At 63.0% G+C, this 20,929-nt stretch carries 19 protein-coding genes; 15 read left to right on the forward strand and 4 right to left on the reverse strand.

All coding sequences use genetic code 11. The annotated features are described in order from the left end of the window. Positions 1–50: 50 nt before the first annotated feature. The 3 genes from NKH99_RS01725 (at position 51) to dps (ending at position 2,949) form a co-directional block, all read left to right on the forward strand. Positions 51–1,064, forward strand: a complete 1,014-nt coding sequence (locus tag NKH99_RS01725; protein WP_352768983.1) for an LLM class flavin-dependent oxidoreductase — start codon at positions 51–53, stop codon at positions 1,062–1,064. Continuing rightward, on the forward strand, positions 1,061–2,314 hold the full coding sequence (locus tag NKH99_RS01730) for an LLM class flavin-dependent oxidoreductase (protein WP_352767337.1): 1,254 nt from the start codon (positions 1,061–1,063) through the stop codon (positions 2,312–2,314). Before NKH99_RS01725 ends, NKH99_RS01730 begins: the two co-directional genes overlap by 4 nt. 146 nt (positions 2,315–2,460) lie before the next feature. Continuing rightward, positions 2,461–2,949: a DNA starvation/stationary phase protection protein Dps gene (gene dps / locus NKH99_RS01735; protein ID WP_352469859.1), complete on the forward strand. Its 489-nt coding sequence runs from the start codon at positions 2,461–2,463 to the stop codon at positions 2,947–2,949. An 8-nt stretch (positions 2,950–2,957) separates the two neighbouring features. Here the strand turns inward: dps and xdhC are convergent, their stop codons facing one another. The 4 genes from xdhC to uraH all read right to left on the reverse strand — a co-directional run bounded on the left by xdhC (position 2,958) and on the right by uraH (position 8,218). Next, positions 2,958–3,947 carry a xanthine dehydrogenase accessory protein XdhC gene (gene xdhC / locus NKH99_RS01740; RefSeq protein WP_352769236.1) on the reverse strand — a complete coding sequence of 330 codons (990 nt, stop codon included), beginning with the start codon at positions 3,945–3,947 and terminating at the stop codon, positions 2,958–2,960. A 62-nt stretch (positions 3,948–4,009) separates the two neighbouring features. Beyond that, positions 4,010–6,361: a xanthine dehydrogenase molybdopterin binding subunit gene (gene xdhB, locus NKH99_RS01745; RefSeq protein ID WP_352767441.1), complete on the reverse strand. Its 2,352-nt coding sequence runs from the start codon at positions 6,359–6,361 to the stop codon at positions 4,010–4,012. Beyond that, entirely contained in the window at positions 6,361–7,842 is a 1,482-nt protein-coding gene (gene xdhA, locus NKH99_RS01750; protein WP_352768979.1) for a xanthine dehydrogenase small subunit, read from the reverse strand. Before xdhA ends, xdhB begins: the two co-directional genes overlap by 1 nt. A gap of 1 nt (position 7,843) precedes the next feature. Further along, positions 7,844–8,218: a hydroxyisourate hydrolase gene (gene uraH / locus NKH99_RS01755; RefSeq protein WP_352469857.1), complete on the reverse strand. Its 375-nt coding sequence runs from the start codon at positions 8,216–8,218 to the stop codon at positions 7,844–7,846. A gap of 173 nt (positions 8,219–8,391) precedes the next feature. On the opposite strand from uraH, the gene puuE reads away from it, so the two are divergent. From puuE to NKH99_RS01815, 12 genes are all read left to right on the forward strand, one after another. After that, positions 8,392–9,825 carry an allantoinase PuuE gene (gene puuE / locus NKH99_RS01760; RefSeq protein WP_352768976.1) on the forward strand — a complete coding sequence of 478 codons (1,434 nt, stop codon included), beginning with the start codon at positions 8,392–8,394 and terminating at the stop codon, positions 9,823–9,825. A 63-nt stretch (positions 9,826–9,888) separates the two neighbouring features. After that, complete coding sequence (locus tag NKH99_RS01765) at positions 9,889–10,737, forward strand: bifunctional allantoicase/(S)-ureidoglycine aminohydrolase (protein ID WP_502895675.1); 849 nt, start codon at positions 9,889–9,891, stop codon at positions 10,735–10,737. Next, positions 10,734–11,237 carry an ureidoglycolate lyase gene (locus tag NKH99_RS01770; RefSeq protein WP_352768971.1) on the forward strand — a complete coding sequence of 168 codons (504 nt, stop codon included), beginning with the start codon at positions 10,734–10,736 and terminating at the stop codon, positions 11,235–11,237. Before NKH99_RS01765 ends, NKH99_RS01770 begins: the two co-directional genes overlap by 4 nt. Next, positions 11,237–11,830 carry a nucleoside deaminase gene (locus NKH99_RS01775; RefSeq protein ID WP_352469853.1) on the forward strand — a complete coding sequence of 198 codons (594 nt, stop codon included), beginning with the start codon at positions 11,237–11,239 and terminating at the stop codon, positions 11,828–11,830. The genes NKH99_RS01770 and NKH99_RS01775 overlap by 1 nt, the downstream gene beginning before the upstream one ends. A 54-nt stretch (positions 11,831–11,884) precedes the next feature. Then, the gene (locus NKH99_RS01780) at positions 11,885–12,190 is read left to right on the forward strand and encodes a type II toxin-antitoxin system MqsR family toxin (protein WP_352614345.1); all 306 of its coding nucleotides are present in this window, start codon (positions 11,885–11,887) and stop codon (positions 12,188–12,190) included. Between the two features lie 2 nt (positions 12,191–12,192). Continuing rightward, a complete protein-coding gene (locus tag NKH99_RS01785) occupies positions 12,193–12,612 on the forward strand; it encodes a type II toxin-antitoxin system MqsA family antitoxin (protein ID WP_352614344.1) in 420 nt (139 codons plus the stop codon). 91 nt (positions 12,613–12,703) lie between these two features. Continuing rightward, complete coding sequence (locus NKH99_RS01790; RefSeq protein ID WP_353012237.1) at positions 12,704–14,686, forward strand: CocE/NonD family hydrolase; 1,983 nt, start codon at positions 12,704–12,706, stop codon at positions 14,684–14,686. A 154-nt stretch (positions 14,687–14,840) separates the two neighbouring features. Then, entirely contained in the window at positions 14,841–16,427 is a 1,587-nt protein-coding gene (locus NKH99_RS01795) for an ABC transporter substrate-binding protein (protein WP_352849757.1), read from the forward strand. Between the two features lie 16 nt (positions 16,428–16,443). Then, positions 16,444–17,403 (forward strand): ABC transporter permease, encoded by a 960-nt coding sequence (locus tag NKH99_RS01800; RefSeq protein ID WP_352818709.1) that lies wholly within the window; start codon positions 16,444–16,446, stop codon positions 17,401–17,403. Positions 17,404–17,414: 11 nt separating this feature from the next. Beyond that, the gene (locus NKH99_RS01805; protein ID WP_352469848.1) at positions 17,415–18,242 is read left to right on the forward strand and encodes an ABC transporter permease; all 828 of its coding nucleotides are present in this window, start codon (positions 17,415–17,417) and stop codon (positions 18,240–18,242) included. Continuing rightward, complete coding sequence (locus tag NKH99_RS01810) at positions 18,242–19,927, forward strand: ABC transporter ATP-binding protein (protein WP_353012240.1); 1,686 nt, start codon at positions 18,242–18,244, stop codon at positions 19,925–19,927. The genes NKH99_RS01805 and NKH99_RS01810 overlap by 1 nt, the downstream gene beginning before the upstream one ends. Before the next feature lie 93 nt (positions 19,928–20,020). After that, on the forward strand, positions 20,021–20,860 hold the full coding sequence (locus tag NKH99_RS01815; protein WP_352818712.1) for an alkaline phosphatase family protein: 840 nt from the start codon (positions 20,021–20,023) through the stop codon (positions 20,858–20,860). The last annotated feature ends 69 nt before the right edge of the window (positions 20,861–20,929 follow it).

The following is a 20,929-nucleotide window of genomic DNA, read 5'->3' on the forward strand; positions in this document are numbered from 1 at the left end:
TCCAGCCGGCGAGATAATTCTCAAGGAATCTCGCTCAACGGGGAAAAGCGATGGCCAACGGCGCCACAATGTGTCTCGCCGTTTCACTGTCTCCGGAAGCCGCTCCTTCCCATCCGCCCGACGCCGGCCCGGACTTCAGTCTGCTGACGCGGTTCGTGCAAGAAGCCGAAGCGGCCGGTCTGGATATGGTGTTGCTCGGCGATTCCGCGCCGGTTGCAGGCGGGCTGAACCGGCAAATGCGCTTCGAAGCAACGACCTTGGTGGCGGCCCTGGCGACGGTGACAAGCAGGATCGGCCTCGTCGCTGCCGCGTCGACGGTCGCCCACCAGCCCTATAATCTCGCGCGCCGTTTCGCCTCGCTCGATATCATCAGCCATGGCCGCACCGGCTGGAACACGAGCATGATGCCCGACCCGCGCGAGGCCGCCAATTTCAGCCGGCCGGAAGGGTTTTCCTGCGACGATTTCCGCCTGCGCGCCGATGAATTCATCGGCATCGTGCAAGGCTTGTGGAAAGGCTGGGACGCAGACGCGCTGCTGTTCGACAAAGTTGGCGGCCGCTTCTTCGATCCCGAGAAGATGCACCTTCTCGACCACAAGCGCGAATACTTTTCCGTGCGCGGGCCGCTCAACGTGGCGCGGTCGCCGCAGGACACGCCGGTGCTGGTCATGTCCGGCCTGTCCGAGCCCGCCATGTATATCGCCGCCCGCACCGCCGATGTCGTCCTGCTGGATGAGCCATCGATCGAGCCGGCGAAGGCTGGCGATCTGAAGCGCCGTGCGCTTGCCTTCGGGCGCAGGCCGGAGGCGCTGAAAGTGCTGATGAACGTTACCGGCAGCGCCGAAATAACCGCCGCGCCGGACCTGTTTGCGGACAGCCTCGAAGAGTGCTTTCGCTCGAAAGCCTGCGACGGCTTCAATATCGCCATGCCGTTCACATCGGCGCTCGACGATTTCGTCGGTCTCGTGCTGCCGGAGCTTCGCCGCCGCGGCCTTGTCCAGTCCGGCTACAGCGCGGCGACACTGCGCGCCCATCTCGGGCTTGCAGGGGAGGATCGGCAATGAGCGCCGGTCGAGGCCAGATGAAGCTCGGCGCCTTCCTGTGGGCGACAGGCCACCACATCGCCGCCTGGCGCCATCCGCAGGCGCATGTCACGGCCGGCATCGACATCGATCATTACATCCAGCTGGCGCGGACGGCGGAAGCGGCAAAGTTCGACATGATCTTCTGCGAGGACGCCGCCGGCGTGCGCGAGGCCAATGTCAACATCGCCAGCCAAACGTCGCGCTCGATCGGCTTCGAGCCGATCAGCCTGCTTGCCGCGCTCGCCGTCCAGACGGCGCGCATCGGCCTCGTCTCCACGGCGTCGACGAGCTATAACGAGCCTTACGGGCTGGCGCGAACCTTCCTGTCGCTCGACCATCTGAGCGGCGGCCGTGCCGGCTGGAACCTTGTCACTTCCGCCAGCCAGATCGAGGCCGCCAATTTCGGCTCGACCGGTCTGCGCCCGCATGCCGACCGCTATGAACGGGCGCGCGAATTCGCTGCCGTGGTCGCTGGCCTTTGGCAAGGCCAGGGCGGACACGAAGGCAGAAGCTTTTCGGTGCGCGACCCGCTTGATCTGCCGCGCTCGCCACAAGGTGCGCCGGTCATGGTTCAGGCGGGAGCGTCGGACGAAGGCCGCGATCTCGCCGCCCGGACCGCCGATGTGGTGTTCACTGCGGCGCAGACATTCGAGGAGGGGAAGGCCTTCTACGACGACCTCAGGGGACGGCTGGCGGCCTATGGGCGCGAGCCGGACGACCTCAAGATCATGCCTGGCGTCGCGCCGGTCGTCGCGGCAAGCGAAGCGGAAGCCCGGGCAAAACATGATGAACTGCAGGAGCTGATACCGGACGATGTCGGTGTCGCGCTGCTTTCCAGCTATCTCAGCATACCCGATCTCGCGCGCTATCCCATCGACGGACCGCTGCCCGAGCTGCCGGCCAGCGAAGGCATGCAGAGCCGGCAGGCGCTCGTCATCGAGCAATCACGCCGCGATAAGCTGTCCATTCGCCAGCTTGCCCGTCATTTCGCCGGCGCGCGCGGCCATTGGCGCGTCGTCGGAACGCCCGCCCAGATCGCCGACGAGCTCGAGGCACGCTTCGAGGGCGGCGCCGCAGACGGTTTCAACGTCATGCCATCCTATTTTCCCGGCCAACTCGATGCCTTTGCCACACTAGTCGTGCCGGAGCTACAGCGGCGCGGGCTGTTCCGTACGGATTATGAAGGCAGCACGCTGCGCGACCATCTGGGCTTGAAAAGGCCGGCGTAAACGACGAGCGGAACGAAAGTCGGAGATCGCCGTTTTGGGATGCTGTGCCGCGCGGCGATGAGGGCGTCTGCGCGCATGTTCGATTGACCTTCCACAAACTTCGCCCTCTTCAAACCAAGCGGACGCAACCGCCACAGGAGCCGATCATGGATGCCATCGCCACCCGCAACGACCTGCAATCCAATGCCAAGAAAGAGTGTATCGATCTTCTCAATGCCCGCCTCGCTGACGCCATCGATCTGGCCTTGATCACCAAGCAGGCGCACTGGAACGTTAAGGGACCGCAATTCATCGCCATCCACGAGATGCTCGACACGTTCCGCGAGGAGCTCGACGGCCATGTCGACACCATTGCCGAGCGCGCCGTACAGCTCGGCGGGACGGCGCTCGGCACATCGCAAGAGGTGTCGAAGGCGACTATGCTCGAGGCCTATCCGACCGACATCCACAAGACCCGGGATCATCTGGCGGCGCTGATCGACCGCTATGCCGCAACCGCCAAGCGGGCACGCGCGGCGATCGACGAGGCGGCCGGCGCGGGCGATGCCGACACCGCCGACATCTTCACCGCCTATTCACGCTCGCTCGACAAATTGCTGTGGTTCCTTGAGGCGCACACGCAGGAGAAGGAATAGCCAAAACGTCAGCCAGCCATCGCCTTGCGGTGAGGGGCTTTGGACTGAGCGAACGGTGCCGCCGCATGGCCGGCCAACGCTGTCATAATCTCGGCTACGGCGAGTGCGGCGATCACCTGCGGGCGCTTGTCCTTAACGGCATCGCCGCCGATCGGCGAGACGAGGTGGGCAAATTCCGCCTCGCTTCCGTCCGCCGATTTCAGGAACCAGTTCCAGAAGGTCGCCTTCTTGGTCCTGGAGCCGATCATGCCGACATAGGCGGCATCCCGGCGTTTCAGAGCCTCGGCGACGATCAGGAAGTCCAGCGCGTGGTCATGTGTAAGGACGACGAAGGCGGATCCAGCCGGGGCTTCGCGCACCATCGCCTCAGGCATCGGCGTCAGCTTGGTTTCGACCGCTTCCGGCATGCCTTTGAGCGCCTCGGCTCGCGTCTCGACAACGACGACATGCACCGGCAGCAAGGCCATCGCGGAGGCCAGCGCTTGGCCGACATGGCCGCCGCCGAGGATGTAGACATGCGGTCGCTGCGCTTCCTCGGTTTCCGCCGCCGCAACCAGCTTGGCTTCAAGCGCAGGGTCGACTAGCTGGATCAGGAGCTCGACCCTGCCGCCGCAGCACTGCCCGATGTCCGGGCCGAGCGCGATGTCGAGGGTGGCGCGGATATCCCTCCCCGTTGAGGGGAGGGTGGCGGCGAAGCCGCCGGGTGGGGTCGCCGCGGCAGTGCTCGACGCGCTGGCGGTACCTTCTGAGACGACCCCCTCTGGCCGCTCCGCGGCCATCTCCCCCTCAAGGGGGGAGAAAAGCATCTGTCGCGCTTTGTCGATCGCCATGTATTCGAGCTGGCCGCCGCCGATCGTACCGAAAGTGGCCGATCCTGAGACGAGCATGAAGGCACCCGTCTCGCGCGGCGTCGAACCTTTTGTCCGGGCCACCTCAACGAAGGCGACCCGGCCGGCGCCGGCAAGAAAGGCTTTCAGGCTCTGCACTTTCGCGTTCATCATTTGCGTTCCCTATCGGGAAATATAGAGTTTTTCGGCCTGAATTGCACGTTTTCCGGGATTCAAGTGCCGGTTTTGGCTTCGCGCTTCAGCCGTTCGATCGCCATCAGCACACGCTCCGGCGTGGCCGGCGGGTCGAGGCGCGGGCAGATCTTGTGGCTGGCAACGCTCGCCACTGCGTCCGACAGCGCATGCAGCACCGACATTGCGAGCGGAAAGGGCGGCTCGCCGACCGCCTTGGAGCGGTACACCGTCGGCTCGCCTGCTTGCGCCCAGTCGGCCAAAGTCACATTAAAAATCTTCGGCCGGTCCGACGCGAGCGGGATCTTGTAGGTCGATGGCGCATGGGTGCGCAGCCGCCCCTTGTCGTCCCACCACAGTTCCTCCGTTGTCAGCCAGCCCATGCCCTGGATGAAGCCGCCCTCGATCTGGCCGAGGTCGATGGCGCGGTTCAGCGAGCGGCCGGTTTCGTGCAGGATGTCGGTGCGCTCGACGATATATTCGCCGGTCAGCGTGTCGACAGACACTTCCGAGCACGCGGCGCCGTAAGCGAAATAGTAGAAGGGATGGCCCTCGCCCTTGTCGCGGTCCCAATGGATTTTCGGCGTCTTGTAGAAACCCGCCGCCGAAAGCTGGATGCGCGCCATATAAGCCTGCCTGACGAGATCGGCGAAGGCGATCTCCTGGTTGCCGATGCGCACGCGGTTGGGCAGGAACAGCACCTGGTCGCGCGGCACCTGGTATCTCTCGACGGCAAAATTGGTCAACCGGTCCTTGATCTGGCGGGCGGCATTCTGCGCCGCCATGCCGTTGAGGTCGGAGCCGGAAGACGCGGCGGTGGCCGAGGTATTCGGCACCTTGCCGGTCGTCGTCGCGGTGATCTTGACCTGATCGAGGTCGATCTGGAACTCTTCCGCCACAACCTGCGCCACCTTGACATAGAGGCCCTGCCCCATCTCGGTGCCGCCGTGGTTCAGATGCACCGAACCATCGGTATAGACATGCACCAGCGCGCCGGCCTGGTTGTAATGGGTGGCGGTGAACGAGATGCCGAACTTGACCGGCGTCAGCGCCAGTCCGCGCTTGATGAAGCGGCTGTTGGCATTGAAAGCATCGATGGTGCGGCGGCGCCTCGCATAGTCGGAACTCGCCTCCAGCTCGGCGACGATGCGGTGGATGATGTTGTCCTCGACCGTCTGGTGGTAGGGAGTGATGTTGCGGTCGCTGGTGCCGTAGAAATTCTTCTTGCGGATTTCGAGCGGGTCCTTGCCGACGGCAAACGCGACTTCGTCGATGACGCGCTCGGCGCCGACCATGCCTTGCGGGCCGCCGAAGCCGCGAAAGGCGGTGTTCGATACCGTATTGGTGTAGAGCGGCGCCGATTGCGCGTGCACCGCCGGCCAGAAATAGGTGTTGTCGCAATGGAACAGCGCGCGGTCAGTGACCGGGCCGGAGAGGTCGGCCGAGAAGCCGCAGCGCGCCGCGAACATGAAATCTACGCCCAGAATATTGCCTTCGTCGTCGAAGCCGACCTCGTAGTCGACGAGGAAATCGTGGCGTTTGCCGGTGGCGATCATGTCGTCGTCGCGGTCAGGCCGGATTTTCACGGCCCGATGATGTTTCTTCGCGGCGATAGCGGCCAATGCCGCAAACTGATTGCCTTGCGTTTCCTTACCGCCGAAAGCGCCGCCCATCCGGCGGATTTCCACCGTCACCGCATGGCTCGGCACACCCAGCGCATGGCTGACCATGTGCTGGATTTCGCTCGGGTGCTGGGTCGAGGAATAGATGGTGACGTCGTGGTCCTCGCCGGGGATGGCCAAGGCGATATGACCTTCGAGATAGAAATGCTCCTGGCCGCCTATGCGCATTTTTCCCTTCAGCCGGCGCGGCGCCGCATTGATCGCAGCCGCTGCATCACCGCGCCTCAGCGTCAGCGGCGGCGTGACCAGCTTATCTTTCCGGGGATCGAGCTCACCGACATCGGCGACGAACGGCAATTCCTTGTATTCGACCTTGGCCAGCCTCGTTGCACGGCGCGCCTGCTCGCGGGTTTCGGCAATGACGCAGAAGATCGGTTGGCCAAAGAATTGCACCTTGCCGTCGGCCAGCACCGGCTCGTCGTGACGGCCGGTCGGCGAAATGTCGTTCTCGCCTGGCACGTCGCTCGCCGTCAGCACGTCGATGACGCCGGGTGCGGCGCGCACCGCCGACAGGTCCATGCTGGTGATGGTGGCATGCGTCGCCGTCGAAAGCCCAAGGCAGCCGTGCAGCGTGCCGGCCGGTTCCGGCATGTCGTCGATATAGACGGCCGTGCCACTGACATGCTTGTGCGCGGAATCATGGCGCTGGTCGGTGGCGACGCCGCCGGCGATTTTTTGCGCCTTCAGGTTGGGGGTGGCGTGCTTGTTCATCATGCCGCCTCGTGCCGTGATACCTGGATCGGCGCCCGGGTGCCGGTGGTTTCGGCAAAGAAGCGCAGCAGCAGGTTGCGTGCCGCCAGCGCCCGGTATTCGGCGCTTGCCCGCATGTCGGTCAGCGGCGTGAAATCGCCGGCGTACGCGGCCATCGCCGCCTCGACCGTCGCTTCCGTCCAGGGCTTGCCAAGCAATGCCTTTTCGACGCCAAAGGCTCGCTTCGGCGTTGCCGCCATGCCGCCATAGGCGATGCGCACATCCGCCACCGTGTCATGCTCGGCGAGCTTCAGGAAAAACGCGCCTAGCGCTGCTGTGATGTCTTCGTCGCGGCGCTTGGTGATCTTGTAGACGGCAAATTTCGTCTCGCTACCTGGCACCGGAACATGCACGGCCTCGACGAATTCGCCGGGCTGCCGGTCCTGCTTGCCATAGGCGATGAAAAACTCCTCTAGCGGGATCGTTCGACACTTGTCGCCGCGGCGCAGCGTCAGGCGGGCACCGAGTGCGATCAGCGGCGGCGGCGTGTCGCCGATCGGCGAACCGTTGGCGATATTGCCGCCGATGGTGCCCATGTTGCGCACCTGATCGCCGCCGATGCGGTCGAACAGCGGGCCGAGCGCCGGGATGCGTTTCGCCAGTGTCGAGAAGGCTTCGCTATAGGTGACACCGGCGCCGATCGAGACGACGCCCTTGTCCTCGGAAATCCCGCACAGACCATCGAGATTGCCGATGAAAACCGCCGGCGCAATATCGCGCATGTGCTTGGTCACCCAAAGGCCGACATCGGTCGAACCCGCGACGATAGTGGCGCCCGGCTCCTTGACGAGTACGCTGGCCAGATCGTCGGCATTGGCCGGCACGATCAGCCGCTTGTTGCCGGAGCCGATCTCGATGCGCGAACCGTCCTTCATCGCTTCGAGCTTGGCCGTGACTGCCTTGCGCTCCGCCGCCAACGGATCCTTTGCCGCCGTGCCGTAGCTGGAGATGGCGCGCGCCGCGCGCATGATCGCCTCGTATCCGGTGCAGCGGCAGAGATTGCCTTGCAGCGCCTTTTCGATGGCGGCGTCCGACGGCTCCGGCGCCCGCATCCACAGAGCATAAAGCGACATGACGAAACCCGGTGTGCAGAAGCCGCATTGCGAGCCGTGGAAATCGACCATGGCCTGCTGCACGGGATGCAGTTTTCCTGCGTCGCCGCGCAGATGCTCGACGGTCACGACATGCGTGCCGTCTAGCGAGCCAAGGAAGCGGATGCAGGCATTGACGCTTTCATAGACCAGTGTTCCACCGGAGAGCCTGCCGACCAGCACCGTGCAGGCGCCACAGTCGCCCTCGGCGCAACCTTCCTTGGTGCCGCGCAGCGAGCGGTCGAGCCGCAGCCAGTCGAGCAGGGTCTGGTCGGGTGCAATCGTGCCGAGCGCGACGTCCTCGCCATTGAGGATGAAGCGGATTTCGTTGCGTGTCTTGATCCCTGCCATCTCAGCTTCCCCGGTAGGTCGAATAGCCGTACGGCGACAGAAGCAGCGGCACATGATAGTGCATCGGCTCGGCCATACCGAAGCGGATCGGCACATGGTCGAGGAAGGCCGGTTCCGCCAGTTTTGTCCCTTGCCCGCGCAGATAATCGCCGGCCGCAAAGACCAGCTCGTATTCGCCGGTGCGGAATTCCGCGCCGGCAAGCAGCGGAGCATCGCAACGGCCGTCATGATTGGTGACGACCGTTTTCAGATGCGTCCGGGCCTGACCGTCAAGATGATAGAGCTCGATCGACAGACCGGCCGCCGGTTTGCCGGCCGCAGTGTCGAGGACGTGGGTCGTCAGGCGCCCGCCTTCGGCTTTCGACGTTTCCGCCACTGGCTGCTCCATTCCCTGAACGGTCGAACACTATTCATGAATTGTGCGCCAATTAAAGGCGATGCATAAGTCCCGGTCGAGCGGAGCGCGACAAAAACACTTTCAAAAATTTCGGGGGAATGCGCAGGCACTCCTTTCGACTATCCTGATCACAATTTCCGGCAGGAGCGAGAATGCGTTACGAACGAGACATGCGCGGCTACGGAGCCAATCCGCCGGATCCGAAATGGCCCGGCGGGGCGCATGTCGCGGTGCAGTTCGTCGTCAATTACGAAGAGGGCGGCGAGAATTGCGTCCTCCACGGCGACAAGGCTTCGGAGGCTTTCCTGTCGGAGATCGTCGGCGCCGCGCCCTGGCCCGGCCAGCGCCACTGGAACATGGAATCGATCTACGAATACGGCGCCCGTTCCGGCTTCTGGCGATTGCTGCGCCTGTTCAGCGAGGCACAGGTGCCGATCACCTGCTATGGCGTCGCCACGGCCCTGGCGCGTTCGCCCGACCAGGTTGCGGCGATGCAGGAGGCCGGCTGGGAGATCGCCTCGCACGGGCTGAAATGGATCGACTACCGCGACCATACCCCGGAAGACGAGCGCCGCGACATGGAAGCGGCGATCCGGCTGCATTATGAGGTCACAGGCGCGCGGCCGACCGGCTGGTACACCGGGCGCACCTCGATCAACACGGTGCGGCTGGCGGCGGAAGAGGGCGGCTTCGACTATGTGTCGGACACCTATGACGACGAACTGCCCTACTGGTTCGAGCATGTGGCACAGGACGGGTCGGCGAAGCCGCAGCTGGTCATCCCCTATACGCTCGACGCCAACGATATGCGCTTTGCCACGCCGCAAGGCTTCAACTCGGGCGACCAGTTCTTTGCCTATCTCAGGGATAGTTTCGATACGCTCTATGCCGAGGGCAAGGCAGGACGGCCGCGCATGATGAACATCGGCCTGCACTGCCGCCTCGTCGGCCGGCCGGGCCGGGTCGCGGCACTGAAGCGCTTCATCGACTACGTCAAATCACACGACAAGGTCTGGCTGGCACGGCGCATCGACATCGCAAAACATTGGCAGGAGACGCATCCGTTCCGGTTGCCGGCGCTGCGCCCGTCGAAAATGGAATTCGAGGCCTTCGTCCATACATTTGGCGGCGTGTTCGAGCATTCGCCGTGGATTGCCGAGCGCGCTTATGAGCTGGAGCTCGGCCCGGCGCATGACAGTGCCGGCGGCCTGCACAATGCGCTCTGCCGTGTGTTTCGCGCGGCCAGCGAGGCCGAGCGGTTTGCCGTGCTCAATGCCCACCCCGATCTTGCCGGAAAACTGGCACAGGCCAAGCGGCTGACGGCGGAATCGTCGAGGGAACAGGCTTCGGCAGGGCTCGACGCGTTGACCGAGAAGGAGCGCGAGCTGTTCGCAAAACTCAATGCCGCCTACGTCACCAGTTTCGGTTTCCCCTTCATTATTGCGGTGAAAGAAAAGACCAAGGCGGAGATCCTGGCCGAGTTCGAGGCGCGTATCGGCAACAGCCACGACGTCGAATTCGAAACCGCCTGCAGACAGGTCGAGTGCATCGCGCTGCTTCGTCTCAAGGACATGCTTCCGCAATAGGCTTCGGCTGCCGCCATGGGCCCTGGCTTCCGCAACAGGCTTGAATTTATGGATATGATGAAAATGGCCGAGCGAACCTATTATGCGCCGCAGGGCGGACATCCCGGCCAGAGCGAATTGCTGACCGGCCGCGCTGTGTTCACACAGGCCTATGCCGTCATCCCCAAGGGCGTGATGCAGGACATCGTCACCAGCGCCTTGCCGTTCTGGGATGGGACACGCGTCTGGGTGCTGTCGCGGCCGCTGTCGGGTTTTGCCGAGACGTTTTCGCAATATATCGTCGAGCTCGCGCCCGGCGGCGGCAGCGACCGCCCTGAGCTTGACGCCGCCGCCGAAGGTGCCCTGTTCGTGGTCGAAGGCGAGCTAAGCGTTTCGCTTGCCGACAAGAAACATAGCTTAAGGCCGGGCGGCTTTGCCTACCTGCCGCCGGCGAGCGGGTGGACGGTGCGCAATGAAAGCGGTGCCGCCGTCCGCTTTCACTGGATCCGCAAGACTTATGACGCAGTCGACGGCATCGACCAGCCGCAAGCGTTCTTCGCCAACGAACAGGACATCGCGCCGTCGCCAATGCCGGGTACCGAAGGCCGATGGGCGACCACGCGCTTCGTCGATCCGGCCGACATGCGCCACGACATGCATGTCACCATCGTCACGCTCGAGCCTGGCGCGGTCATTCCCTTCGCCGAGACGCACGTCATGGAGCACGGGCTCTATGTGCTGGAGGGCAAGGCGGTCTACCGTCTCAACCAGGACTGGGTCGAAGTCGAAGCCGGCGACTATATGTGGCTGCGCGCCTTCTGCCCGCAGGCTTGTTATGCCGGCGGGCCGGGCAAATTCCGCTATCTCCTCTATAAGGACGTCAACCGCCACGCCAAGCTTGGCAGCGCCGGCGTCGTGAGACCCACACCATGACCCGCATCGTCGCGCGGCCGCTGACCCGCGAGAATTTCGCCGAATTCGGCGACGTCATCGATATGGGCGGCGACAACCATTATCCGATCAATGGCGGCAAGGCTGAGCGCTACCATGACCTCGCCACGGCGGAAGCACGAGGGCCGAATGCGCGCGTGCTGATCTCGATGGTGCGTGGCACGCCCTATGAGCTGCCGTTGAAGCTGACCATGGTGGAGCGCCATCCGTTTGGCAGCCAGGCCTTCATCCCGCTATCACCACGGCCGTTCCTGGTCGTCGTCTGCCATGATGGCGAGGAAGGACCTGGCGAGCCGCACGCCTTCATCACCGCGCCCGGGCAAGGCGTCAACTACCCGCGCAATCTGTGGCACGGCGTGCTGACGCCGATCGGCGATGTCCAGGATTTTGTGGTCGTCGACCGCGGCGGCGACGGCTCCAATCTCGAAGAGTGCCATTTCTCGCACGCCTACGAGATCGATCTTCCCGACGGGATTAGATGATGACCGACATTTCGCTGATCGATCGCCTGCTCGACGTCATCGAGCACGACATCGTGCCGAAGACCGTCGAAGGCGTTGCGCACGGCAATAAGCTGTTCGGCGCGGCCATTCTGCGCAAGGACGACCGCTCGCTGGTGCTTGCCGAAACCAACAACGAGACGGAAAACCCGCTCTGGCATGGCGAGGTGCACTGCCTGAAGCGCTTCTACGAAATGCCGAAGGCCGAGCGCGTCGATACCAAGGACGCGATCTTTCTTGCCACGCACGAACCTTGCTCGCTCTGCCTGTCGGCGATCACCTGGACCGGCTTCGACAATTTCTTCTATCTGTTCAGCCACGAGGACTCGCGCGACAGCTTCGACATCCCGCACGATTTGAAGATCCTGAAAGAGGTCTTCACCCTCGATCCCGGCGGCTACAATGCCGAGAATGCCTATTGGAAGAGCTTTTCGATCCGCAAATTGGTGCGCTCGCTGCCCGACCCCGAGCGCGGTCGGCTGGAAGCGCGCATCCACACAATATCGGCGCGCTATGACGAATTGTCCGGCGCCTATCAGGCCGGCAAGGACGAAAACGACATTCCGCTGAATTGAATGCCGCAAAGTTCAATGGCTTGAATTGCCACCTTTATGGTGGCATATTGCGTTATGGAGAAACGCAGACCCACTTACGATCTTGATGCAATCAAGGCCGAGTTGGGTTCTGTCGACACGCTGGCAATCACGACGTCCGCCCTGCGGGATGCCATTGGGCTGGGCTTTGATCGCGCCGGTATTGTCGAGGTGATCGGCAGCATCACGCGGAAGATGTTTGTAAAGTCGATGACGACGTTCGCCGACCATCGTGTCTGGCAAGATGTCTATTACGTGCCAGCACGCGACCTGGTTCTCTATGTGAAATTTCAGGCGGACGTCGTGACCGAATTCACAGTCATGTCGTTCAAGGAAAAGTGACTATGGCGATGAAAGAAAATAATGGAACGAATAGCATGACCTCCCCCGAAACAGGAGAAACGCTGACGCGTGGGGTGCGTCCGTTCACTGTGACTTACAAGGGCGAGAGCATGATCGTCGACCTGCCGGGTTATTATCCCTCTTCGGGAAGTGAGGGCGTGCATGTCGGAGACGACATGACCGTCGTCGATGCAGCGCTCCGCATCCTCAAAGAAAAGATCGACGGCGTTCCGGCACCGGCCACCATCCGTCGCGTGCGCACAAAGCTCAAACTGTCGCAGCGCGAGGCAGGATCCCTGTTCAAGGTCGGCGAGAACGCTTTCGACAAATACGAACGGGGTCTGATCGAGCCGAGTGGCCCAACCATTCAGCTGATGACGCTGTTGGAAAAACACCCGGAGTTGGTGGACGAGTTGCGGTAGCCGCGCGGCCTCTCTGACAGGTCGCATAATTTGCTGCTCCAGTCGCGAATAGCGATTGAAAGTCGCCTCGCTGCGGGGCGTTATGCCCCGCATGAAAATCGTCACTGAATTCCCACGAAAGATCGTCGAATTTCCGGATATGGGGATCATCATGCCGGACGGCTGCCGGCTGTCGGCGCGGGTGTGGATGCCGGCCGATGCTGCCGACGATCCAGTGCCGGCAATCCTCGAACACCTGCCCTATCGCAAGCGCGACGGCACGATCTATCGTGATCAGCTGACGCATCCCTATTTTGCCGGCCACGGCTACGCCTCGATCCGCGTCGACATGCGCGGCAATGGCGATTCCGAAGGGCTGATGGACGACGAATATTCCGAGCAGGAATTGCAGGACGCTTGCGACGTCATCGCCTGGGCGGCGGACCAGCCCTGGTGCAACGGCAATGTCGGCATGATGGGCATTTCGTGGGGCGGCTTCAACTGCCTGCAGGTAGCAGCCAAGCAGCCGCCGGCGCTGAAGGCGGTCATCAGTCTCTGTTCGACGGTCGACCGCTATGCCGACGACATCCACTACAAGGGCGGCTGCCTGCTGATCGAGAATTTCGGCTGGGCCTCGACCATGCTGTCCTATTCGTCAAGGCCGCCGGATCCGTTGCTGGCCGGCGACAACAGATGGCGCGACCTGTGGCTGACCAGGCTGGAGAACCAGCCCTTCCTGGCACCGCTGTGGCTGAAGCACCAGCATCGCGATGCCTATTGGAAGCGCGGCTCGATCTGCGAGGACTATTCCGCCATCCATGCCGCGGTGCTGTCGATCGGCGGCTGGCATGATGGCTATCGCAATACGATTTCCCATCTCGCCGTCAATATCGAGGCGCCGGTCAAGGGCATCGTCGGCCCGTGGATCCACAAATACCCGCATTACGCCGCGCCCGAACCGCGCATCGGCTTCCTGCAGGAGGCCTTGCGCTGGTGGGACCGCTGGCTGAAGGACATCGACACCGGCATCGAGGCCGACCCCGCCTACCGCGCCTATGTCATGGACAGCGTGCGTCCGGCGCGCTGGCATCCCGAGCGGCCGGGCCGCTGGGTCGCTGAATCGGAATGGCCGTCGCCCAACATCAAGACCCAAGAGGTTGAGCTTATCGCTGAAGGCAACCACGCCATCGTCGCTTCGCCGCAAAGCTGCGGCCTCGCCGGCGGCGAATATTTCCCCTTCACCTTCGGCCCGGAACTGCCGGGTGACCAGCGCCCCGACGATGCGCTGTCGGTGTGCTTCGACCAGCCGGTGCTGACCGAAACGATCGACATTGTCGGTGCTCCCGAAGTTGTGGTCAGGGTCTCGTCGGACCGGCGCCAGGCGAACATCGCGGTTCGGCTGTGCGACGTCCATCCGGACGGGGCATCGGAGCTGATCTCGTACGGCGTGCTCAACCTGACGCATCGCAACTCGCACGAATTTCCCGAAGCGCTGGTGCCCGGCGAAACCGTCAGCGCCCGGGTGGTGCTCGACCAATGCGCCTATCGCATGCCGGCCGGCCATCGCTTGCGCGTTGCCGTTTCGAACGCCTACTGGCCGATGATCTGGCCGTCGCCGGAGCCGGTCCGGCTGGAATTGTCGGCCGCGACATTGATGCTGCCGGTGCGCCCGCCCGCGACAGGCGACGAGGTCACCTTCCCCGCTCCCGAAGGTGCTGCGCCCTGGGCAACGGAGACGCTTCGGCCCGCCAATTCCGAGCGTCATGTCGATCGCGACGAAAAGACCGGAATGATTACGCTTTTCATCGTCGACGATTTCGGTGAGGTGCGCGACCTGGGGCATGGCCTCGCCAATGGCAGCATCGCCAGAGAGACATGGGCGATCCATCCCGACAATCCGCTGTCAGCCTCGGGCAAGACGCATTGGACCCAGACGCTGTCGCGAAATGGATGGTCGGTGCGCACAGAAACCTTCGCCGAAATGCGGTCCGACGCGCAAAGCTTCGTGGTTAGCGCCAGAATCGAAGCCTATGAAGGCGAGAAACTCGTCTTCGAGCGCAACTTCGAGGAGAAAATCCCGCGCGCACTGCTTTGAGCGCTTATAGCGATTGGTCCAATTGCGACGCACGATTTACGCCACGGCATGTCGCATTCGGTCTTGCTTACCGCTTTCCCTTACGGTCATTATTCTCCCGATAGAAATGAGAAAAACGACCATAAGGTCGGACCAACAGAGTGAGGAACTCAACATGTCGAACGAACTGGAATATCTGAGCCGGCGCGTTGCGTCCGGCAAGCTGAGCCGTCGCGATTTTCTCGGCCGGGCAGCAGCGCTCGGCGTCACCGCAACCTTCGCCAATTCGCTGCTATCCAGCGCTTCCCGCGCGGCGGGTCCGGTCAAGGGCGGCACGCTCAAGGCCGGCCTGGTCGGTGGCGAGTCCACCAACAGCCTCGATCCGGCGCTGTTTATGACGCAGGTGCCGTTCGCCTTCGGCAAGATGTGGGGCGAACTGATCGTCGAACTGTCTCCCGAAGGCAAGCTCGAGAACCGCATCGCCGAGGAGATCGGCTCGTCGGACGACGCCAAGACCTGGACGCTGAAGATCCGCGATGGCGTCGAGTTTCACAACGGCAAGAAGGTGACCGCAGAGGACGTGGCCGCCACCCTCGAACGCCATTCGGACGAGAAGTCGAAGTCCGGCGCGCTCGGTTACATGAAAGGCATCGAGAGCATAAAGGCCAGCGGCAAGGAAGTGGTGCTGACGCTGAAGGAGCCGAATGCCGACCTGCCCTACCTGCTTAGCGACTATCACCTGATCATCCAGCCGAACGGCGGCAAGGACAAGGCCGATGCCGGTATCTCGGCGGGTCCTTACAAGGTCACCACCAACGAGCCCGGCGTGCGCCATGGCGGCGAGCGCTTCGCCAATTACTGGCAGGGCGACAAGATGGGCCATGCCGACCAGATAGAGATCATCGTCATCAACGACGCCACGGCCCGCACGGCGGCGCTGCAGGGCGGCCAGGTCAACATGATCAATCGGGTCGAGCCGAAGATCGTCGATCTGATCAAGCGCGTGCCCGGCGTCACCATCCGCAACCATTCGGGACCCGGCCACTACGTCTTCATCATGCACTGCGACACCGCGCCGTTCGACAACAACGACTTGCGGATGGCGTTGAAGCTGGCGATCGACCGCGAGGAGATGCTGAACAAGGTGCTGCGTGGCTATGGCTCGCTCGGCAACGACTTCCCGATCAATGCATCGTACCCGCTATTCACCGAGATCGAGCAGCGCAAATACGATCCCGACAAGGCCAAGTTCCACTACAAGAAATCGGGCCATGACGGTGCCGTCCTGCTCCGGACGTCGGACGTCGCCTTCCCCGGTGCCGTCGATGCCGCACAGCTGTTCCAGCAAAGCGCGGCCAAGGCCGGCATCAAGCTGGAGATCAAACGCGAACCGGGCGACGGCTACTGGTCGGAAGTCTGGAACAAGCAGCCCTTCTGCGCCTCCTACTGGGGCGGCCGGTCGACGCAGGACCAGATGTACTCTACCGCCTATCTGTCGACGGCCGACTGGAACGACACACGTTTCAAGCGTCCGGATTTCGACAAGATGGTGCTGGCGGCTCGCGCCGAGCTCGACGAGGCCAAGCGCAAGGCAATGTACCACGACATGGCTGTGATGGTGCGCGACGAGGGCGGCTTGATCCTGCCGATGTTCAATCAGTTCATCGACGCGACGGGCGCCAAGGTCGCCGGCTGGGTGGATGATCCGCATCAGGAGTTGATGAACGGATATGCTCTGGCGAAGTGCTGGCTCGAAGCCTGAGCCCGGCCTTGCGGATATGTCCTCACCCATCGTGAAACTGGTGGCCCAGCGCATTGCGCTGGGCATTCTGCTGCTGTTGGCCGTTTCGGTCCTGATCTTCGCCGGCACCCAGGTCCTGCCCGGCGACGTCGCGCAAGCCATCCTCGGACAGTCGGCGACACCGGAGTCGCTCGCCAATCTGCGCGAGCAGCTCGGCCTCAATGATCCCGCTTACATCCGTTATTTTCGTTGGCTCGGCGGCATCCTGACCGGTGATCTCGGCACGGCTATGTCGAGCGGCCAGGATATCGCAACCTCGATCAAGGGAAGGCTGTGGAACACGCTGTTCCTCGCCTTCTGGGCGGCGATCGTCGCGGTGCCGCTGGCGATCATCCTCGGCCTGATCGCGGTGCGCTACCGCAATGGCTGGGTCGACAAGCTGATCTCCGGGTTAGCGCTCGCCTCGACCTCGTTTCCGGAATTCTTCATCGGCTATGTGCTCGTCTTTTTCTTCGCGGTGCAACATCAATGGTTTCCCGCCATTTCCACGGTCTATGACGGGATGCCTTTCGGCGAACGCATTCAGGCCATAGCACTGCCGGCGGCAGCGCTGACCCTGGTGGTGCTCGCGCATATGATGCGCATGACGCGCGCTGCGATCCTCAATGTGATGCAGTCCGCCTATGTCGAGACCGCCGAACTCAAGGGGCTTTCGGCCTTCGCGGTCATCCGCAGGCATGCCTTCCCCAATGCCATCGCGCCGATCATCAACGTCGTGATGCTCAATCTCGCTTACCTGATCGTCGGCGTCGTCGTGGTCGAAGTTATCTTTGTCTATCCAGGCATGGGCCAATACCTCGTCGACCACGTCACCAAGCGTGACGTGCCGGTGGTGCAGGCGGTCGGGCTGATCTTCGCCGCTGTCTACATCAGCCTGAACATCATCGCGGACATAGCGGCGATCGTCGCCAATCCGCGCCTCAGACATCCGAAATGAGGGGGGCGGGTATGCTCGTCATCAAACGCATCCCCATCCCGGCATTGGTCGGCATCGTGCTGACGGCGCTGTTCGTGCTGGCAGCGATCTTTGCGCCGTGGATCGCGCCGCATGGCAATGCCGAGATCGTCAGCGACGTCCCTTGGGAACCGATGTCGGCGGCGCATTGGCTGGGCACCGACAATCTCGGCCGCGATCTGTTGTCGCGCATGATCTATGGCGCCCGCATCACCCTGTTCATCGCGGTGCTGGCGACCGCGCTGTCGTTCTCGCTCGGCGCCATCCTCGGCTTCTCGGCGGCGGTTTTCGGCGGCTGGTTCGACACGCTTCTGTCGCGTCTCGTCGATCTCCTGATGTCGATCCCGACGCTGATCATGGCGCTTGTGGTGCTGTCGGTGCTGCCATCCAATCTGGTGACGCTGATCCTGGTCATGGGCGTTCTCGACTCGACCCGCGTCTACCGCCTGTCGAGGGCGGTCGCCGTCGATATCAACGTCATGGATTACGTCGAGGCGGCCAAATTGCGCGGCGAAGGCAGCGGCTGGATCATCTTCCGGGAAATCCTGCCCAATGCGCTGTCGCCGCTGGTTTCGGAACTCGGCCTGCGCTTCATCTATGCCGTACTGTTCCTGTCGACGCTGTCCTTCCTCGGGCTTGGCGTGCAGCCGCCGGACGCCGATTGGGGCGGCATGGTCAAGGAAAACAAGGATGGCATCGTCTTCGGCATAGGCGCCGCCCTCATTCCGGCGGCGGCGATCGCAGCGCTGGCGATTTCCGTCAATCTCGTCGCCGACTGGGTGCTCAACCGTACGACAAGCCTGAAGGGAGGACGCGGGTAATGGCTGACAAGCAACCGAAGCCCGGGCAACCGAAGCCCGGGCAACCAAAGTCCGGCGTGCTGCTCGACATCCGCAATCTGCGCATCGAGGCCACGGTATATCCGCCGGGTGAGGCGCCGAAGAACATCGTGCTGGTGCACGATGTCTCGCTGACGCTCGAAAAGGGCAAGGTGCTCGGATTGATCGGCGAGTCCGGCGCCGGCAAATCGACCATCGGCCTGTCGTCGATGGGCTACGGCCGCGGCGGCGTGCGCATCACCGGCGGCGAGGTCATCCTCAATGGCCGCGACATCCTGAAGGGCGGCAACGAAGGGTTTCGCAAATTGCGCGGCCGCGAGGTCTGCTATGTCGCGCAATCGGCGGCAGCCGCCTTCAATCCGGCGCACAGGCTGATGGACCAGGTGGTCGAGGCAGCACTCCTGCACGGCACGGCGACGCGGGCCGAAGCCGAAAAGCGCGCCATGGCGCTGTTCAAGAAGCTCAGCCTGCCGAACCCCGAAAGCATCGGCGAGCGCTTTCCCCACCAGGTGTCGGGCGGTCAGCTGCAGCGCGTCATGACGGCAATGGCGCTGTGCTCGGAGCCCGACCTGATCGTCTTCGACGAGCCGACCACGGCGCTGGACGTGACGACGCAGATCGACGTCTTGGCGGCGATCAAGGATGCCATCCGCGACACGCATGTCGCGGCACTCTACATCACTCACGACCTTGCCGTCGTCGCCCAGGTCTCGGACGAGATCATGGTGTTGCGCCACGGCCGGCTGGTCGAATGGGGCGGCACCCGCCAGATCATCAAGGAGCCGCGCCAGGAATACACCAACGCGCTGGTTTCGGTGCATGAGATCGAACACCAGGAGCAGAAGCCCGGCACGAGCCCGTTCCTGTCGGTCAAGAACATCACCGCCGCCTATGGCCGCAGTCACATCAAGGTGCTGAAGAACGTCTCGGTCGATATTTTCCCCGGCCAGACGCTGGCGGTGGTCGGCGAGTCCGGCTCCGGCAAATCGACACTGGCGCGCGCCATCACCGGCCTCTTGCCGCCCGAACAAGGCACCGTCACCTTCGACGGACGGCCGCTCGCCAACCGGCTTGCCGACCGGCCGAAAGAGGATCTTCGCCAACTGCAGATGATCTACCAGATGGCCGACGTGGCGATGAACCCGCGCCAGACGGTCGGCACCATCATCGGTCGGCCGCTGGAATTCTATTTCGGTCTGCGCGGAAGGCAACGTGACGCCCGTGTCGCGGAACTGCTCGACAAGATCGAAATGGGCAAAGGCTATGTCGACCGCTATCCGGCCGAGCTTTCGGGCGGCCAGAAGCAGCGCGTCTGCATCGCCCGCTCGCTCGCCGCAAAGCCGAAGCTAATCATCTGCGACGAGGTGACCTCGGCGCTCGATCCGCTGGTCGCCCACGGCATACTGGAGCTGCTCCTCGGGCTGCAGAAAGAGGAAAACGTCGCCTATCTGTTCATCACCCACGACCTGGCCACGGTCAAGTCGATCGCCGATTCAATCGCCGTGATGTATCGCGGCGAAGTGGTGCGCTACGGCGCCAAGAGCACCGTGCTGACGCCACCATTCGATGCCTACACCGATCTTTTGCTATCGTCGGTGCCAGAAATGGAGATCGGCTGGCTAGAGAAGGCGATCAAGGGACGGCGCATGGCCAGCGCGGGGAACTAGCGGGCCGCACTTTGCGCCCGACGATCCTGTCCGGGCGTGGATTGAACGGCAGGCCGGCCCTGACTTTTCCGATTAAGCCGCATGGAGGCGCCCTTGGCGCTCAACACAAAACTATTGCTCATCATCCTCGACGGCGTGCCTTACCGGAACTGGCGTCGGCTGATGGGCAATCTCGAAGGCTGGGTGCAATCAGGCGAAGCCCGCGTATGGAAAATGCGCTCCGTGCTGCCGTCGACCTCGGCATCCTGCTATGCCTCGATCCACACCGGCGTGCCGCCCCAAATGCACGGTATCCTGTCGAACGAGAACCGGTTTCGCGTCGAACAGCCGGACATCTTTTCCGAAGTCAGCAGGGCCGGCGGCAAGACCGGTGCGGTCACCCACTCCTACTGGTCCGAATTCTTCCGGGCCTATCCGTTCGATCTGGTCGAGGACATGGAGTTCGACCAGCCGGGCAGGCCGATCAGCCATGGCCGGTTTCACACCATGACCGGCTACAATGCCAGGAACCAGATGACACCGAGCGACGTCGACCTGTTCGCGACGTTGACCATGCTGACCAGGCGCTACGGCATCGACTACGGCATCCTGCACAGCTGTACTCTGGACTCGATGGGCCACCGCTTCGGCCATGACTGCCACGAGATGGATCATGCCGTCTATGCAATGGACGCCATGCTCGCCGGCTTCCTGCCGCGCTGGCGGGAAGCCGGCTACGAGGTGATCGTCACCGCCGATCATGGCCAGACCGATCGCGGCCATCATGGCGGCCACGACGAGGAGATGCAGAATTTCGCACTTTACTACTTCGGATCCGGCGAGGGTCCGGAAGCCAATACGCTGCTCGATCAGTTGCAGCTCGCGCCGACGGTGCTTGCGCGCCTCGGCGTGCCGGTGCCGGCGACGATGAAGGCAAAGCCGTTCCTGAGTTGAGCGCGCGCGCTCTTCTCCCTCTGGCAACGCTCCCGCTCTTCAGTTAGCCTCCGCAGATATACGGGCGGA

The sequence above is a fragment of the Mesorhizobium sp. M0854 genome (genome assembly GCF_040319815.1).
Lineage (GTDB): Bacteria > Pseudomonadota > Alphaproteobacteria > Rhizobiales > Rhizobiaceae > Mesorhizobium.

What these genes read in the sequence shown, in the direction of transcription:
- xdhA (WP_352768979.1), bottom strand. Translation starts at nt 7,842, where the DNA reads ATGGCAGGGATCAAGACACGCAACGAAATCCGCTTCATCCTCAATGGC.
- dps (WP_352469859.1), top strand. Translation starts at nt 2,461, where the DNA reads ATGGATGCCATCGCCACCCGCAACGACCTGCAATCCAATGCCAAGAAA.
- NKH99_RS01800 (WP_352818709.1), top strand. Translation starts at nt 16,444, where the DNA reads ATGTCCTCACCCATCGTGAAACTGGTGGCCCAGCGCATTGCGCTGGGC.
- NKH99_RS01770 (WP_352768971.1), top strand. Translation starts at nt 10,734, where the DNA reads ATGACCCGCATCGTCGCGCGGCCGCTGACCCGCGAGAATTTCGCCGAA.
- NKH99_RS01795 (WP_352849757.1), top strand. Translation starts at nt 14,841, where the DNA reads ATGTCGAACGAACTGGAATATCTGAGCCGGCGCGTTGCGTCCGGCAAG.
- NKH99_RS01725 (WP_352768983.1), top strand. Translation starts at nt 51, where the DNA reads ATGGCCAACGGCGCCACAATGTGTCTCGCCGTTTCACTGTCTCCGGAA.
- NKH99_RS01790 (WP_353012237.1), top strand. Translation starts at nt 12,704, where the DNA reads ATGAAAATCGTCACTGAATTCCCACGAAAGATCGTCGAATTTCCGGAT.
- NKH99_RS01785 (WP_352614344.1), top strand. Translation starts at nt 12,193, where the DNA reads ATGGCGATGAAAGAAAATAATGGAACGAATAGCATGACCTCCCCCGAA.
- puuE (WP_352768976.1), top strand. Translation starts at nt 8,392, where the DNA reads ATGCGTTACGAACGAGACATGCGCGGCTACGGAGCCAATCCGCCGGAT.
- NKH99_RS01805 (WP_352469848.1), top strand. Translation starts at nt 17,415, where the DNA reads ATGCTCGTCATCAAACGCATCCCCATCCCGGCATTGGTCGGCATCGTG.
- NKH99_RS01810 (WP_353012240.1), top strand. Translation starts at nt 18,242, where the DNA reads ATGGCTGACAAGCAACCGAAGCCCGGGCAACCGAAGCCCGGGCAACCA.
- NKH99_RS01775 (WP_352469853.1), top strand. Translation starts at nt 11,237, where the DNA reads ATGACCGACATTTCGCTGATCGATCGCCTGCTCGACGTCATCGAGCAC.
- NKH99_RS01730 (WP_352767337.1), top strand. Translation starts at nt 1,061, where the DNA reads ATGAGCGCCGGTCGAGGCCAGATGAAGCTCGGCGCCTTCCTGTGGGCG.
- NKH99_RS01780 (WP_352614345.1), top strand. Translation starts at nt 11,885, where the DNA reads ATGGAGAAACGCAGACCCACTTACGATCTTGATGCAATCAAGGCCGAG.
- xdhC (WP_352769236.1), bottom strand. Translation starts at nt 3,947, where the DNA reads ATGAACGCGAAAGTGCAGAGCCTGAAAGCCTTTCTTGCCGGCGCCGGC.
- xdhB (WP_352767441.1), bottom strand. Translation starts at nt 6,361, where the DNA reads ATGAACAAGCACGCCACCCCCAACCTGAAGGCGCAAAAAATCGCCGGC.
- NKH99_RS01765 (WP_502895675.1), top strand. Translation starts at nt 9,889, where the DNA reads ATGGCCGAGCGAACCTATTATGCGCCGCAGGGCGGACATCCCGGCCAG.